The organism is Pseudogulbenkiania sp. FW507-F1 (assembly GCF_058781125.1).
The window spans coordinates 29,483-44,787 of sequence record NZ_JBYSWM010000016.1; the positions used below are offsets into that span (position 1 = coordinate 29,483).

A 15,305-nucleotide genomic window follows, 5' to 3' on the forward strand; every position below is an offset into this window, starting at 1 on the left:
CTCACCTATTCCTCATTAGAAAGCGCGTTCTGCGAGAACTTTCACGTTACCCGTTGTTATCCATGCGCTATTGGCGTCGTTGGTCATCGGGTTGTTGGAGGTGAAAACCCGATTGGTGTTACGCGAGGTGGTGCCGTTCACCTGAATGCCGTAACCGACAGAGGAGATCGCATGGTAGGGCATGCACTGCCGCCATGGCTGATTTGCCCCTTCCCGCACCATTACATTCGTGCGAACCATGTCAGTGCTTACCCCGAGATTGTGGTTGAAGGCGTAGGTCGTTTGGCCAACGACGGGTGTCTCCTGACTGACGTACTTGCCCAGGTACGCGTAGCCGATAGCACTCGTTACCGAGGCAGCCCCAGCGGTCGCCTCACCGACATAGAGCTTGTTGGCGGTGGCAAATGCCGGATTGTTGCCAGCGCCAGTGCTGGCCGCCGACGGCGATTTCATGGTGAACGTCGACAGGTCGAACCAGTCGGAGGCATAGCCTGCGGTGGCGATCGACTTGGCCGCCGTAGGCACAGCGTAGGTGGTGCCGGCCGGGTGATCGCAGTAGGGAAGGAACTCGAACTCGTCGATGTAGCCGTTGAAGTAGTACCCATTCGCCTTGGCACCAATCGACAACAGCGTGAAGGCACAGATTTTGGATGCACTGGAGACAGACGCCTCTTGTACGCCGTTTACGTATAAGCGATATACCCCTGCCACAGCATCGTAAGTTAGTTCAATGTAATACGCCGTACCGACTACAGGCGTCGTAGTGCCAACGAGGTTGGCGGCTAAGTCCCAAGAGGAGCCGGTTGACGAAAGGCTGACAGAGAACTTAGGTGTTCCAGAGTTGCCAAAAATACCCAAGTCTACGCCGTAGTAAGTAGCATTATTGCCCGACACTACCGACATGAAGTTACTGCCAGTCGGGAGCGAGCTTGGCTGCACCTTCGCCCTAAGCGCCCAACCTGCAGTACCAAACGACGTGAAACTCGTAGATTTGATGTAATCCGTCGTACCGTTCAGAGCGTTATTAGTACCACCACCACCTAGCGCCGTACCGCCGAACTGCGCCCAGTTGCTTTGCAGCTTGGCGCCACCCTGCGCCGTCCAAGTGTTGCCGAAGTCATCCAGGAACGAAGTCGAGCCAGCCGCGCCATCGAAATGCAGCAGCGCCTGGGCCGCCTTGTTGTAGGCATAGCCATACTGCACCGGCGCCAGCGTCGAGCCGGCCGACAGGTTGCCGGCGCTGTTTCGGGTGAGGGTCAGGTAGCTCAGGTTGTTGGCGGGGAGTCCCGACCAGTAACCGGCCGCATCCACGGTGATCCGTTCGACGTAATCCACCTGCCCGGCCGGGCCGAACCCCGCCGCGAAGGCCAGCACCAGCGCCACCGCCGTGGCCGACAGGTTGCAGGACAGACCGGCGCCGGCACTGATGAAGTTGGCGCGGCCGTTGGTGTCGGCCACCCCAGACAGCACGGTTTGGCGAACCGGGACTGACATACCCAGAGCCGGCGGCAGCGGATCGAGAATCACGAAGTCCACTCCGTCGTATGTCAAATCCGCGAGCTGGCCCGCCACAATCACGGGCGCAACCTTATTACCTACGCTGTCGTACTGCTTGATGCTCTTCGCCCCGAGCGTCGACACGTTCAGCGTATCCGCCCCTGTTCCGGCCGCGTGGAATTTGACGTGGAAGCGCGGGTTGCCGGCGTAGGTCGTCAACGCCGGTACCGGCGTCAGCGCGTAGCTCGGCGCGGTTCCGGTCGAGTCGAAGGCTGTGGCCGTCTGGTTTTGCAGGGCCGAAGCAGTGCGGCCGACAGTATGAAATTCCATGCCGCTGCAGAAAATCTTGCACGCCTCACCTGGCGCCAACTGGACAGTCGACGCGCCGTCGATAGTCTCGCCGGAGATGGGATCAAGCGTGATCACTCCCGTGCCGTTGTTGCGATATTCGACATACCAACCATCGCCCAGCGTCACCGCAGCATCGAGGCTTTGTGTCCAAGAGCCGGTGGCGATAATGCAGCGGCCATAGTCACCGACCATCAGAGCGGTGTCGGCGACCCGCGGCACTACCATGGTCTCGGCCAGAGATGCGCGCACGATCCATCCAGTATTACCCGCGTCGCGCTGTCTGAGCACACCACTGCCAGTGTCCGCCCACCACATTCCCGGATACGTCACCCCGGGCGCGGCATTGCCGCCATTGTTCGAGGCCAGCGCTTGCAGCGCGGCGGAAACGTCAGCCCTGACGGCCGCACCGTTGGCATTGCTGATCGCCATACTATGCTGCGTCATATCCATACCCCTTTGCGATCACATCGGCAGTGCGCTGCACGCCTTGGCCGGATGCGTTTTTAATGGCAACAAAAAAGCCCGCTTTGGTGCGGGCTGTGATTTCTACGTATTCACCAGGTTGCAATCCCTGTGCGGTAACGCCTACTGCAGGGATCGACCTGAATGGCGGAATGAAATTGACCTGCAGTCCCTCCACAGGAACGACAAGATCGGCGTATTCGACGATACGATCTGGCATATCCACCGTGACGGACAGGGCAAGCACATCCCCCGTAGCCAGAGGGTCGAACGACTCTTGCACCACGCGGAAACGGAATGCGCGCGCCCTGTAATCGCCGATGCGCAGCATCGACCAGGCCGACCAATCACCGAGCGCCGGATCACCGTCTGTGGTCGAGATTTCGATGATGGCTGCCGTGAGCCCGGATGGAGACCCATCCCAACTCTGACGGGAATCGGCATCACCCCAGCTGTCCATGACATCCGTGACGAGGTAACTCTCCGTCTCGATGGCTGCCGTGATGCGGCAGGTATCGATCGACCCCAGATCCACGAGGCGATCAAACACATACTCGCCACGCGGAATGACTCCGCCTGCCGTATCCCAGCTTGGCAGCGAATCCACGTCCGGCCAGTCATCCATGGATAGGACTCCAACCAATTTGAGACGCCCATCGATTCCAATGCAACCACTCCCCTGTCCAGCAAAAACCGGATGCTGAACCAATGCCTCAACAGCGTTGAATTGCATGATGGCGGGGGCGTTGGTCGATACGGATACGGCATCGCCAGACTCACGCCCACCGCTATCTACCGGCTTGGCCAGATAGGTACCCGACAGCAACGGCAACGTCGCCTGCGTCGCCGAGCCCGGAATCGACGGGCCGATGTCCGTCGCGCTATCCCACAAGGCGCCGGACAACAGTGGCGAGTGCCGGATACGGATGACGCCCCCGACCCGCACATCGATGTCGGGTGACTGCGGCCACGACAACAGTGCAAATCCATTGAACGGTGCCATATCCAACCCGGTCAGCGATTCGGGCGATTTCGTCAGCCCAAACAGCTTGGCACTGGCCATCGTCATCACACGGCGACTCAGCACGTCGACGCAGGTAATCCGAACTTCTAAATCACCGGCCCCTGGCCTCAAAATTTCAAACGAGGGCGAATACACAGTGCCCGTCGCCCAGTTGCCACCGTTCACCCTCCAGGCAACCTCGAATCGCGCCGCTGCGCCAGGCATCTGCCACGACACATCCGCCACGTTGATGACGGCCTTGTCGACCTCGCGCAATGACTCGCTGATCAGAACCCCTCGCACCCCCTCCGGCTCGCCAGAGATCAGCGAGGACGGCGGCGGCGCCACGCGAATACCCTGATCGATGCGCTGCCACTTGTTCGGGTCATGCTGCACGCCGCTGATTTCGCGCTCGCCGGGATTGTCCTTGGACTCGGCATTGCGCACGCAGCGCCACAGCGTGGGCTGCACGTTGGTAGCCACCAGCAGCCAGGTGGTTCCCTCGACCGGGGTATCCGGGAACGGCGCGACCAGCACCAGGCTGGACGTCATACTGGCCACATTGGTCACACCGCGCCGCACCAGCGTGCCGTCCGGCATTGGCACCTCCAGGCTGTAGCTCACGCCGACGGACAGCAACACCGGAGCATCGAGCAGGACAGCCACACCATCCACTCCAAGCAGCCGACCGCCGAAACGTCCGCCCGCCACTGTCGGGTCGGCCACGTAAAACAGCTCACCCGGCATCAGATCCATGCCGTAGGTGCCGGTGCCGAACGACACCATCTCGGTCTCGCTCTGCGCGGTCTCCAGGATGTAGCGCCCCAGCTGCTGCGCCTGGGCGCGGTTGGTGCAGCCGACGGCGGCCACTTCGGCCGGCTGGTAGCCGTACAGCGCCAGCCCCTCGGTATGTTCCACGTACTCCGTCGCGCGCTTGTCGCTATCGTCCGGGTCGACAAACGACACCACGGCCACCGTTTGACGATCAGCCATCTCGGTACTGCTGTAGGTGAAACGCCCCTCTTTGGCGTTGGCCGGCATGAAATGCTTGGCCGGCACGTCGCCGGGAATATCGGCCGTCACCCGCACCCCGCCAGCAAACGGTAACACCCTGCCACAGAACACCGAGGCGATGTCCTGCAGCACTTTCCACGCGTCGACGCTCTCGGACTGGATGAAGTTGCAGGTAAAGCGCGGCCGGGTACCGCCCTGGCCATCGCTGACCAGCTGATCGCACCACTGCGCGATACGGTACAAATCCCACTTCCAGGCGCCGGGCGGAATGTTGACGTTGTAGCGGCTGTCTGTGGCGTAGGTCCACAGCCACCAGGCAGGGTTATCGCTCCATGCCGGTTTGAACGTGCCGTCCCACGGCCCGCTGTAGGAGCGCGTCGCTGGATCGTAGTTGCTCGGCACCTGCAGGACGGCGAGCTTCCAGCGCACCTCGATTTTCGGGAAGCTGGAAAACGCCTTGGCGTCGAAGCGCAGTCCAAGCAGCGCGTAGTTCGGATACCGCAGAGGCGCGTCGTTGATGACGGTGTAGCTGTCCCACGTCGTGATGTTCTGCCGGTTTTGCGTGGAGCTGTCCGCCGTGATGCGGCGCACACGCACCTGCCACGGCCCGGCGCCGTCCAGCGGAATGCGCACCGAGCGCTGGTATTTGCTGCGTGTTTTGCCGCTGATGGCGATGCGCTTGGCCTCGACCCAGGCGCCGACAGCCGGTTTCAAGTCGACGGCGAGCTCGACGGATGTCGGGTAGGTATCGCCGTTGCTGGAATTGACCTCCAGCAGCGCCGGAACCGACACAGTAACGCGAACCGCGTCGGCATCCAGATCATCGATCTGGCGCGTTGCCGGCGCGGTCGTTTTGACCTCGACGCCGACGCCGTACTCGGTCTCGATCTCGCTGAATCCGTCAATGCGGTCCTGATCCTGAGTGCCAATCCGCCACTCGACATAACCCCGTTCAAAATTCAACGATCCGTCAGAGTTTGCAGCAGGAACGCCATCGAGAAGAATGGACTGCAGCCCATTCTCAGGACCAACCGTTTGCCCCAACCCCATCAGCATCAGGACTCTCGCGGTCGCCATAGATTGCAGGGTATCCGGCGCCTCGACAGGCGTGTGCGCAGAGCCACGACCCCCTTTGCCGCCGCCGCCGCCGCCAGCACCAAAAATAGGCTCTTTCATCACACATCCTCAACGCTGATGCCGGCACTGACAATGATGCCCGTGTAGCGCCGCACCCCGCAGCCCACCGGGACCGGCACGCCTTGGGCGCCAGGATTCTGCGCGCCCCCAAACAGGTATGACGATTTGCTGTTGCCGCTGTCGGCACTACCCGCGTCGACAGTCGGGATAGGGGTCATCATTCCGACGACACCTCCCATCACCATGCCGACCCCGATAGAGACCATCCAGCCCTGGCTAAAGTAGGCGCCGACCACAATCAACACGGCACCCACCACGGTCTGCACCACACTGCTGGCACCGGCAATCACCGGCATGATCAGGATGTCGCCGGTGGAGACCAGGGTCAGCTCGTTCTCCGACACATCCCGATCGGCCACAGTGACGCGAAACACCATGCCCCGCTCATCCAGAGCGCGGATCGCGTTATTGAAACCCGGGTACAGCGCATTCAGCGCCACCACCGCTTCGCCGACGTGATCGACAGCCAGACGGTGCTCGGCACCAAACTGCTCAGCGAGCGCGCCGCCGAGGCGGATGGTTCTGATCGTCATGGTTGATGCCTCAATCGATGGGTGGTGATGCGCTGCCAGTGGCCGCCGTAGATCGAGTAGTCGGAAGGCCGGTTGCGCAGCTGATGCAGAATGCGGCCGTTGCCGACATACACGGCCGAGTGATCGGGGCCGACGGACGCCGGATCACAGCGCATGAACAGGATGTCGCCCGGCTGCAGATCGCTGGCCACCGGCACCAGGCCGGCAGACGCGATGCACTCCGCCGACCAGTCGTGTTTCGCCCACCAGCCATCGGAGGTGCCCGGCTTGCGCCACAGCTCCACGCCGCGCTCGCGCCGATGCCAGTCACGGACGATTTCCCAGCAGTCGAACAGCCCGTAGCAGTACGGACGGCCGTCGTAGGGCGCCAGCCAGCCGCACGGCTCGATCAGGCGGTAGTCGCCATCCGGCGCGCTGACGATGTGCCAGGGCAGCTTCGTGCGCTCGCACATGGCGCGGTCGATCATCGACGGCTCGGCGCCGCCGTGCGGGTGGCTGTGCCAGATCCCGGCGACCCGCCCGAGGCGTTCGGCCGCGGCGTAGTCCACCGGATCGATCTCGAACTGATCGGCAGGCCGGGCAGCGATGTTGCGGCACGACCAGAGCCGTCCAGAATCCAGCACCACGCCGCAAATCTCGGCATGCGGCGAGGCTTCGGCCAACGCCAGCAGCTGGCCGATCTGTGAAGGGGTGGCGCGCATAGAAGCTCCAGAAACGACGAAGCCCCGCACGAAGGCGGGGCTTGCACAATGAAACGAGGGGATCAGCTATACCGGCGCATGCCGGGGAACCCGGCAAAATGCTCGGAATTGCCCCGGCACTGACACCCGGATAGCCGCTTGCTGCAAATGTCCTTGAGCGGGTCGCCGGTAGGCTGGTCGTTGCTGTCGAACATCGCCGCGCCCATATAGCCGCAGTCGGCACCACGGTAGATCACGTGCGCCGGACAATAACGGGTTGCCAGCACACCCGGGGCGCGACGTCCTGCCATGTCCAGCGCCGAACGCAGCTCGAACTCGATTACCTCGCCGTTGTCGCCGGCGCGGCGGTTGATCAGCCAGATTTCCTCGGGGTGCATCTCCGGCGCGCCGGCCAGCGCCCCGCCCTCGAGGAACTTGGCATAGGTCAGCCGGCGGATCACCGTCCAGCCGACCAGACCCTGGTACTGCATCACCATCGCAGTGAACAGCCCGCGCACCGTCTGGCCGGCGTCGGTGGTGGCGATGTTGCTGACCGACAAGGTCGGCCGCGGCGCCGAGCCCTTGCTGCTGGACTCGAACCCGCTCGCCTTGATCGCCCACGGCTGATAGGTGATGCCCTGGAACGTCAGCGGCTCGCCGTTGCCGCTGGCGGTGAGGCGTAGCGGCTCGACGGCGATGCTGGCCGGCGGGCGGATTTCGTAGAGCTCAACCTGGGCGTCAGGGTTGAGCAGCTGGATTTCAGCGTCGATGATGGCCATGATTAGGTTCCGGGGTTGTAAACACGCTCAAGCGTCAGCGCAAGAGAGGCGGACGTGGTGCTGGTATGCACAGGACGCCAGCTCTTGCACTTGACCTTGACGGGTTCCGACTCCAACGGAGGGCGCCACCAGAACCAGCGCACGCCGGCATGGCGCCGCAGAAAATCGCGCGCGGTAATGATGCGAGCGTGATCACCACTGACCGTGATTCCCCACGATACCTGCAGCGTATTGATGCCGTCCTCGATGCTCTGCTGGTAACCATCCCCAAAGCTGACCTGGCGCGTGCGCGGCGCTTCTTCGCCCCCTGCACCCAGCTCAAATGGAAAATCAAACGTTTCAGCCACTCAGAACACCTCCCGGCCTTAAGTCGGCGGCTTGGCGGCGGCTGTAGACCGAATCCGCCACGCGCTCCATGGTAATAATCAGCTGCGCCGCGCCGTCTTTGTCCACTCCCTGCTGCACGTCCACCTGCGCGCCGGCGTTGTTGTTGATGACCACGTTCAGCTTGGCTCCACCACTCTGCGTCCCCTGATTCTGCCGCGCCAGGTAGCGTTTCAGGTCCTCATTGGTGCGGCTGTCCACCACCCGCTCGCCACGGTCCAGCAACCAGGTGCCTTCACGCGGGATGTTGTCGATACCGTCGTGGGCCATGCCCTGAATTGCCTGCGCAGCCATCACGCCAACCGAGGCATAGCCAAGCCCGCGGATCATCGAAGCGGCAGGTATGCCAAGAATCGGCCCCAGAGTCATGGCCTTGGTCGCCGCCTCTTCGGTGTTGATGACGGCCTGGGCGATCGCCGTCGCCTTGCTCATGGCGAACATCAACTTGTAGGCGGCCGACTGCCTGCCTCCTGCCTGCTCGGCCATGGAAGCAAGCCCATCGAAGACCTGACCTGACATGCTCAGGATCAGGCTGGCCTTCTGATTCTCCAGCGCAGTCATGTCCTGCTGCAGCTTCTGCTGCGCGGCTACTTCCGCCTGTACTCGCTCCTGCGATCCCTCGGCCCACGCCTCGGAGATACGTCGCTGCATCTCTTGATGAGCCTGGACAATCTTATCGGTGTCCGAGAGCATGCCGAGATCGCCGCGAACGCTGTTCTGCACCTGATCGATGGACAGCTGATTGCGCTGATTCTCACGTCCAAGCAGCCGCTGACGCTCCTCCTCGCTCAACTGAGTATTGCCGGTGATATCGCGAACGTTGACACCATGCTCGCGCTGCAGCCGTTCAAGCGGAGTTTCGTACTGCCGCGTCAACTCGGCAGCCTGCTTGATCGCGATACCCTGTTTTTCGATCTCGGCAAGCCGAGCGGCCTTTGTAATCTGCGAGTCCAGCGACTTCAGTTCAAGGTCGCGGTTTTTTCTCTGTTCGGCGGACAAGCTTCGCTCGTTCTCGAGCAGGCTTTTCCGGCGCTCCGTCAGTTCATTGAGCTTCTTCTCACCAGGCGTGAGCTCATTGGCATACGCGACCCCGCTGTATTGATCCTGCAGCCGCTTGACGTACTCCTGCGCACTCAAGATCGCCGCATCGAGACTGGACTCGGCCGACTCGAATTTATTCAGGCCACCCGACGTCGGCCCCTTCCGGGGCTTTGGCTGCTTGGGATCCTTGTATTTATCGGCAATCCTGGCCTCATCGGCCCTCATGCGCTCTGGGGTGTACTCGGCACCACCTCCCGCAGCCTTCAGCTCGGCCACGGCACGACGATACTGCTCAACTTCCTTCTTGCGCTTGTCCGCATTGCTGGCCACGCGCGCCGTCATATCGTCCAGATATTTCAGTGCGGCAATACCCGACTTACGGGTCGCCTCACGCTCGGCATCCCGATTTGCATCGGTTTGCAGCCGCCGCGCATCCGCCTCCAGCCCCGCCAGTTCGTTCGACAGTTGCGCCACCAGCCCAGACGGCTGGGAAAAGTCTCCTGCGTGCGCTTTGGCGCGGGCGAGGGCAACCTTCTTCTCGGCAATCTGCTCCGCCAACGTATCTTTGCGGCCGATATCCAGCAGCGCATCACCCGCCCCCTTCACCGCGTCTTTGATCGCGTTCCATCCGCGTTCGATGGTGCCGAGGTTGCCCTGCATTTCCTTGGTCCGCGCCGCCAGCGTATCGGCATAGGCGTTCTGCGCCACATTGGCGGCCTCGGTGGTGCGTCCCTGTTTCTCCAGCGATTCGATCTGCTCGTAGGTCGAGGCGGTCAGAAAGCGCATGCTTTCATCCAGCTTGAGCGCCGCCTTCAGCGGCTCCTTGGCCAGATCGCTGAATTGCTTGGCTATCTCTTCAACCGCGGTGCCGCTCGCGTCGGACGATTCCAGCGCGACCGCCGCAAAACGCTGCAGATTGACCGACGCCACATTACCCGACCCGGCCAGCGCGGCCAGCGCCTCGGCGGCGGCATGCTGTGTCCCGGTCGTTTCGGCGATACGGGCCGCCATGGTGGCCATGGCGTCGGCCGACGTGCCGGCCGCATTGTTGGTCTGGATCAGCGCCTTGGTGTAGCCGTCAGCCTCCTGGCTGCCCACGTAGTAGGCGTACGCCAGTCCCGCTGCGGCAGCAGCGGCGAGCGTGTAGGGGTTGATCAATCCCACAAGGTAGCCGCCGAGCGCCCTGGCAGCCGGCAGCGCCCCACCAAACATATCCTTGAGCTGCCCACCCTGCTGCAAGAGCACGGTCAGCGGCTGCTGGCCAGACGCAATCGAGACAGCGATATCGGTGAACTGCGCCGGCACCTGCCGCAGAGCCGCCTGCATCTGTGCCGCGCTGACCCCTGTTCTGTGCTGCCTGACCGACACGGCATCCAGTTGATCTAGATAGGGCCTCAGCGCATCGACATCGACACCGCGCTGACCTGCCAACAAGCGAAAATACTCGCTGCTGGATTTGCCACCCGCCTGCATCGCCGCAGTGGTGCGCTGGATATCGCTGATCATGCTGCTGGTCGACTGGTCGATCTTGCCAGCCGCTGCCCCGCCACTGTCGCCCACGGCCTCCAGTGCGTGGGCGGCCTGCCTTGCACCAGCCTCCATCTGCTCCGACCCGGCCGTAACAGCACGGCTGGCCGCCGTAATACCGGCCTGCAGATGGGTAACATCGGCCTCCACACTAATGACCAGCGAGCCACCGTTTACCGCTGCCATGGCTGGACCCCTTTCCTGTGGCATTTACGACTTTTAACCACGCTGTTCGCTCCACACGTCCAGCGTGACCCGCTCCATAACTCTCAAGTCATCCAGCAGCGCCCCACGCTGCCGGCGGGGAATGGACTGCATGTTCATCACTGACTCGACGGCAGCGTAGTCCAGCGCGACGGGCAGGCCCGTCATGCCGGCACGCCGCCACTGGCCGGCCACGCTGACCCACAACCGCACCGCCAGGGCGTTGGCCGAATACAGCTCCACGTCGCCCGGCAGGCCATACGCAAGATGCCGGGCGACGGAGGTCAGTTTTTTTCGCGGCCGTGCAGGTGTACGTCGTGTACCGCCTTCCAGAACGCCAACGCGACGTAGTTGCCACCGGCCCCCGTCAGGGCGGACCGCAGCGCCTCCGGCGAGTACGGCACCGCCTCACCTTGTGGATCGCGTACCGACTCCCAGTCAGCCACGAATTCAGACAGCGCCGCGCTGCCTTGCTCAAGCGCCAGGGATAGCGACTCGGACGATTTGATCTTGGTCAGCGACTCGTACTGCTCCGGCGGCAGGAGGCGGATATGCGCAACCAGCTCGGCCGTCTGCTCGACGCCACCGTCAGCCGGCAGCACCACCTTCACCGGCCACTTGATGATCGGGTTCTGATTGATGACAAACATGGTGTTCTCCAGCCCCGCTAGGGCGGGGCGTTACGGGTTGGATTTAGGCGCGCAGCATGTACAGGTACTGGCTGATACCGTTGCCTGTTTTGCTGGTATCCACCAGCAGGCTGCCAGTCAGCTCGGACTTGGCGAAATCGCTGCCTTCGCTGATCAGGTCCAGGCCGCCCGCACCCAGGCGCACGCGGTGGCACTGCACGACGACCGGGGCGCCACCGTCAGCGGCGTTGAGGCCGATGAAGCGGGCCTCGTACTCCTGTCCCGGCTGAGTCAGCGCATCGATGCGTTCGGCTGCCAGGGCGGTGTAATCGACAGCCAGGTCGTCACCATCAGCGAAGCCCGCGGCACCCGCCAGGAAGCGGATGCCGCCAGCCGTGACGATGTAGTCCCCGGCAGCGATTTCGGCGGCGCCGTTCTTCACGGTCACCGGCTTGGTGGTGTCGACGATCTTGGCCAGGGCAGCGAGCTTGCCGGCATAGCCCTTGATTGGCTCGGCCACCACCGCGCCGCCCGTCACGCTGGAGGTGCTGCCCTTGAGCAGCAGCGCCAGGTTCTCTTTACTGAACTGGCTGATACCCCCCAAGGTGATGCCAACACCCTTGACCTCAGCGTAGATATCGAGATCGCCCCCCGCGATAGAGGTGGTATTGGCGAGCTTCTTTTCATCGATCTCAGGGGAGACCTTGAGCGAAGCCAGGTTGAGCACCGACACATACTGGCCGGTGCCACGAGGAGCAAGGTGCAGTTCGCCCTTGCCGATGAAACTGAGGTTTTGAGGCATGGTGTGTTCCTATGCGATGTAGTCGATGCTGACCACGATCCGCGCGGCAGCGTAGGCGATGGCGAGGTCTTCCAGATCCCAGTCGGTGGCGGTTTCGACGGCATCGACGTAGTAGAGGCTTTCCTTCAGCGCCAGTACGGCGGTGGTGACGGCATCCTCTACTGCATCGAGTACATCGAAACGACTGTCACCATTGCCGTAGAGGTCGATCGCCAGTTCCAGTCGGCGGGTGCGGCTGGCGCTGGTGGCTTCGGACAATCCGCCATCGCTCCGGCGGCGGATATTGAGCGCCGGCAACTGGCTGGAACCGATGTCGGCCGTGCGGTTTTCAAACTGATTGCCGGCGGGGATGCCGGCAGCGGTTCCTGCTGCCATGACGGCGCCGGCCAGGGCGATCAGCAGGGCGCTGCGGTTGCTCATGGTTGCAGCTCCAGAGAGAGGGTGAGAAAGCCGTCGCCGCGCCGCTCTGGCGGTTGCGACACGCGCCAGTGATCGCCGTCCGCCACGACAGCAACCCCCTCGCTGATGACGGCACTGCCGAGGTCGTCCAGCAAGATGGCCAGCGTGGCGGTTTTGAGCGCTTCGCCGCGAACGAAGCCCAGCGCCACACCGTTTCCATCCTCACGGTGGAATACCCCGGTGTAGGGCTGACCGTCCACGCTGACCGACTCACCCATGACGCCATCACTGGCCAGGCGCCCCAGGCTGCGGTTCAGGCGGTCAAAGGCGTTCATCAGGCGGCGACGGTGGTCGAAATGCCGTTGAGACGCACGTCAACGCTGGTGGTGCCGTTGGCCGCTGCGGCGAAAGCGGTGCCGATCAGGTGCTTGCCGGCAGCTTTCTCACCGCAGGTCTTGGCGGCGGGGTCGAACCAGACTTCCTCGCCGAGGGTGAACACGGCTGCGGCGTCTTTCGGCAGCTCGTACACGCCCAGCGTGGTCGAGGTGAGCGGGTCGCCGATCACGGCGGCGTGCTGGGCAACGCTGAACAGATTGCCGTTCAGCACTGGTTCACCCGAAGCCGTCACGACGGTGGCGACTTGGGTCAGGGTGGCGCCGGTGGATTTGTAATTGCGCATGGGTCAATCTCCGATCAGGAAATGAGAACGCCCGCACAAGGGCGGGCGTCATGGGGCGTCAGCGGGCTTACTGGCCCGGATTGGTGGTAATCCAGCGGTAGTCCATCAGGCCGACGCCGACGTCGATGCGGCCCTTGACCTGCACGCCATCCACCTCGAAGCCCTCGCGGCTGGTGGTATACACGCCGCGCTGGCCCTCGAGGTAGGCCAGTTCGATGGTGGGCGCCGATTCCGGACCGGCAGCCAGATACCAGCGGGTGGCGCTGTTTCGGGTCAGGCGCGGCTCGGCGATAACCTGGTACTGGCCTGCCAGCGGGTTGAGCTTGTCCACCTCGGTGGCCGACACGAAGCCGATGGCGCGCTGGGCGGCCAGGCGCAGGGTGCGCGGCACCAGGATGTACTTGCCGTACAGGTTGAGATCGTCGCCAGTACCCGGCTCAGTCTGCGCACCGATCAACTGGTCGAGCGCGTCGATGGCATCGATGCCGACGGTAGCAGCGGCGGCGGCAATGTTGCTGTGGCCGGCGTGGAACAGCGCCTTGCCGTCACCCAGTTTCTGGTTGTTGATGATCATCCCCCACACCAGGTTGGATTCCAGGTTGGCGGCGCTGCGACCGAAACCGAAGGCGGTGTCGGTGAACACGCCCAGGTCGTCGTTGATGATGACCTGACGGCTGATGTTGACGATGCGGCCGTAGGTGCGGAGCTTGTAGCGCTCGCTATCGGCGTCGTTCAGGTTGCCGATCTCGAATTCGCCGGCCTCGGTCACTTCCTTAAGTTCAACCTGATTGCCAACGCGCAACTTCACCACGTCCTTGAAGTCCGGCGCCGAGGTTTCACGCACCAGCGGACGGAAGGTCTGCCCGGCCAGCTCGTAGCCGCGCATCATGGAGCGGTTGGCTTCGTTGGCCAGGATCACCGGGAAGTCCGACGTGGTGTGCATGCCGTAGCCGCGGGTGTTGTTGAGCGCCAGCTCGACAATCTCGGAACGAGCCAGGCCACGTACGTTGGCGCCGGCGGCTTCGGCGCAGGCTCGCGCCATGTCGGTGAGGTTCATGCCGCGATACTGGCGTGCCACCTCGGGAAGATCACCACCGAAGGCGCGATGATGGATGGCCGCCTGCATGGCGCTGCGGCGAACTTCGGTTTCGTCCTGCAGCGTTTCGACATTTGCCGCACTGCGCTCCTGGTTGGCATCGCTGTTCTGGGCAAGCCGTTCCAGAACCAGCTCGCGGGCACGATGGATATCGCAGGCGGGGTCGTCCATCAGGGTGCGGGCGAAGTCAGTACCCAACTGCGGGTACAGCCCAACCAGATTACGGATGTCCTTCTGGCGCTGATTTTCTGCCTGCATGGCGGCGGTGCGTTCCTGCTGACGCAGGGCTTCGATTTCTTCCGGGGTCATGGTCGGTTCCTGATTTCGGGTTTCGGGTTCTTGCGGCTGAATTGGATCGACGTGGTGGTCGTCCTGGTTGGCTTGCAGGTATCGCACCGGATAATTCGGCGCATCGTCCGGGCGCGTGGCGCTGCGGATGCCGGCATCTGCATCGGCCGGCACGGGTACCAGGCTGATTTCGGTCGGCTCCCAGTCCACCGCGAGGTATTCCGGGGTCTGGCCGTCGCGCTCGGTGATCTGGTAGGTGTGGACGATGTAGCCGACGCTGACGTTGCGCACGATCTTGTCGACCACGTCCTGCCAGATGGGCTCGACATCGTCGCGCTTGGAAAAGCGCAGCAGGGCACGGCCTTCGCCGTTGTCCAACCATGCTTTCTCGACGACGCCGATCTGGTCCTTGAGATCCCACTGCTGGTGGGTGTTAAGCATCGGCGCCCCACCATTGAGGCGGTTGAGCCGGCAATGCTCCGGCAGCATCGACAACGACTCGCTGTAGTAGCGCCAGTTGTTCCAGTCGAAGCGGCGCACGGCGGCGCCGGTGGACCAGACCAGCTCGACGGTGCGCTGCTCGACATCGATGGTGCCGCTGTCAACGGACAGCAGCCGCGAGACCAGCGGCAGGCCGTTGCGGGTGATCTGCGCCGGCGGCTGGCTTTGCTGGTTGGGTTGAGGCATAGGCCCTCCAAAACGAGAAAACCCGCCAGATGGCGGGTCGTGGGTCAGCAAGG

Annotated in this window: 14 protein-coding genes; all 14 read right to left on the reverse strand. The window is 63.1% G+C overall.

Translation table 11 applies throughout. The annotated features are described in order from the left end of the window. Positions 1-15: 15 nt before the first annotated feature. The 14 genes from AC3WG5_RS11830 to AC3WG5_RS11895 all read right to left on the reverse strand — a co-directional run bounded on the left by AC3WG5_RS11830 (position 16) and on the right by AC3WG5_RS11895 (position 15,252). The gene (locus AC3WG5_RS11830; protein WP_492568822.1) at positions 16-2,298 is read right to left on the reverse strand and encodes a hypothetical protein; all 2,283 of its coding nucleotides are present in this window, start codon (positions 2,296-2,298) and stop codon (positions 16-18) included. After that, on the reverse strand, positions 2,279-5,503 hold the full coding sequence (locus tag AC3WG5_RS11835; RefSeq protein ID WP_492568823.1) for a TipJ family phage tail tip protein: 3,225 nt from the start codon (positions 5,501-5,503) through the stop codon (positions 2,279-2,281). Before AC3WG5_RS11835 ends, AC3WG5_RS11830 begins: the two co-directional genes overlap by 20 nt. Beyond that, positions 5,503-6,057, reverse strand: a complete 555-nt coding sequence (locus AC3WG5_RS11840; RefSeq protein ID WP_492568824.1) for a tail assembly protein — start codon at positions 6,055-6,057, stop codon at positions 5,503-5,505. The genes AC3WG5_RS11835 and AC3WG5_RS11840 overlap by 1 nt, the downstream gene beginning before the upstream one ends. Then, positions 6,054-6,758 carry a C40 family peptidase gene (locus AC3WG5_RS11845; RefSeq protein ID WP_492568825.1) on the reverse strand — a complete coding sequence of 235 codons (705 nt, stop codon included), beginning with the start codon at positions 6,756-6,758 and terminating at the stop codon, positions 6,054-6,056. Before AC3WG5_RS11845 ends, AC3WG5_RS11840 begins: the two co-directional genes overlap by 4 nt. Positions 6,759-6,820: 62 nt before the next feature. Then, positions 6,821-7,516 carry a phage minor tail protein L gene (locus AC3WG5_RS11850; RefSeq protein ID WP_492568826.1) on the reverse strand — a complete coding sequence of 232 codons (696 nt, stop codon included), beginning with the start codon at positions 7,514-7,516 and terminating at the stop codon, positions 6,821-6,823. 2 nt (positions 7,517-7,518) lie between these two features. Then, positions 7,519-7,863, reverse strand: coding sequence for a phage tail protein (locus AC3WG5_RS11855; protein ID WP_492568827.1), 345 nt, complete (start codon positions 7,861-7,863; stop codon positions 7,519-7,521). Next, positions 7,856-10,654, reverse strand: a complete 2,799-nt coding sequence (locus AC3WG5_RS11860) for a phage tail length tape measure family protein (RefSeq protein WP_492568828.1) — start codon at positions 10,652-10,654, stop codon at positions 7,856-7,858. Before AC3WG5_RS11860 ends, AC3WG5_RS11855 begins: the two co-directional genes overlap by 8 nt. A 33-nt stretch (positions 10,655-10,687) precedes the next feature. Continuing rightward, positions 10,688-10,915, reverse strand: a complete 228-nt coding sequence (locus AC3WG5_RS11865; protein ID WP_492568829.1) for a DUF1799 domain-containing protein — start codon at positions 10,913-10,915, stop codon at positions 10,688-10,690. A gap of 41 nt (positions 10,916-10,956) precedes the next feature. After that, positions 10,957-11,322: a hypothetical protein gene (locus tag AC3WG5_RS11870; protein WP_492568830.1), complete on the reverse strand. Its 366-nt coding sequence runs from the start codon at positions 11,320-11,322 to the stop codon at positions 10,957-10,959. A 43-nt stretch (positions 11,323-11,365) separates the two neighbouring features. Continuing rightward, a complete protein-coding gene (locus tag AC3WG5_RS11875) occupies positions 11,366-12,103 on the reverse strand; it encodes a phage tail tube protein (RefSeq protein WP_492568831.1) in 738 nt (245 codons plus the stop codon). A 9-nt stretch (positions 12,104-12,112) separates the two neighbouring features. Continuing rightward, positions 12,113-12,523 carry a hypothetical protein gene (locus AC3WG5_RS11880; RefSeq protein ID WP_492568832.1) on the reverse strand — a complete coding sequence of 137 codons (411 nt, stop codon included), beginning with the start codon at positions 12,521-12,523 and terminating at the stop codon, positions 12,113-12,115. Then, positions 12,520-12,837 carry a head-tail joining protein gene (locus AC3WG5_RS11885; protein ID WP_492568833.1) on the reverse strand — a complete coding sequence of 106 codons (318 nt, stop codon included), beginning with the start codon at positions 12,835-12,837 and terminating at the stop codon, positions 12,520-12,522. Before AC3WG5_RS11885 ends, AC3WG5_RS11880 begins: the two co-directional genes overlap by 4 nt. Continuing rightward, on the reverse strand, positions 12,837-13,181 hold the full coding sequence (locus AC3WG5_RS11890) for a DUF2190 family protein (RefSeq protein ID WP_492568834.1): 345 nt from the start codon (positions 13,179-13,181) through the stop codon (positions 12,837-12,839). Before AC3WG5_RS11890 ends, AC3WG5_RS11885 begins: the two co-directional genes overlap by 1 nt. A gap of 67 nt (positions 13,182-13,248) precedes the next feature. Next, positions 13,249-15,252 carry a prohead protease/major capsid protein fusion protein gene (locus AC3WG5_RS11895; protein ID WP_492568835.1) on the reverse strand — a complete coding sequence of 668 codons (2,004 nt, stop codon included), beginning with the start codon at positions 15,250-15,252 and terminating at the stop codon, positions 13,249-13,251. Positions 15,253-15,305 lie beyond the last annotated feature (53 nt).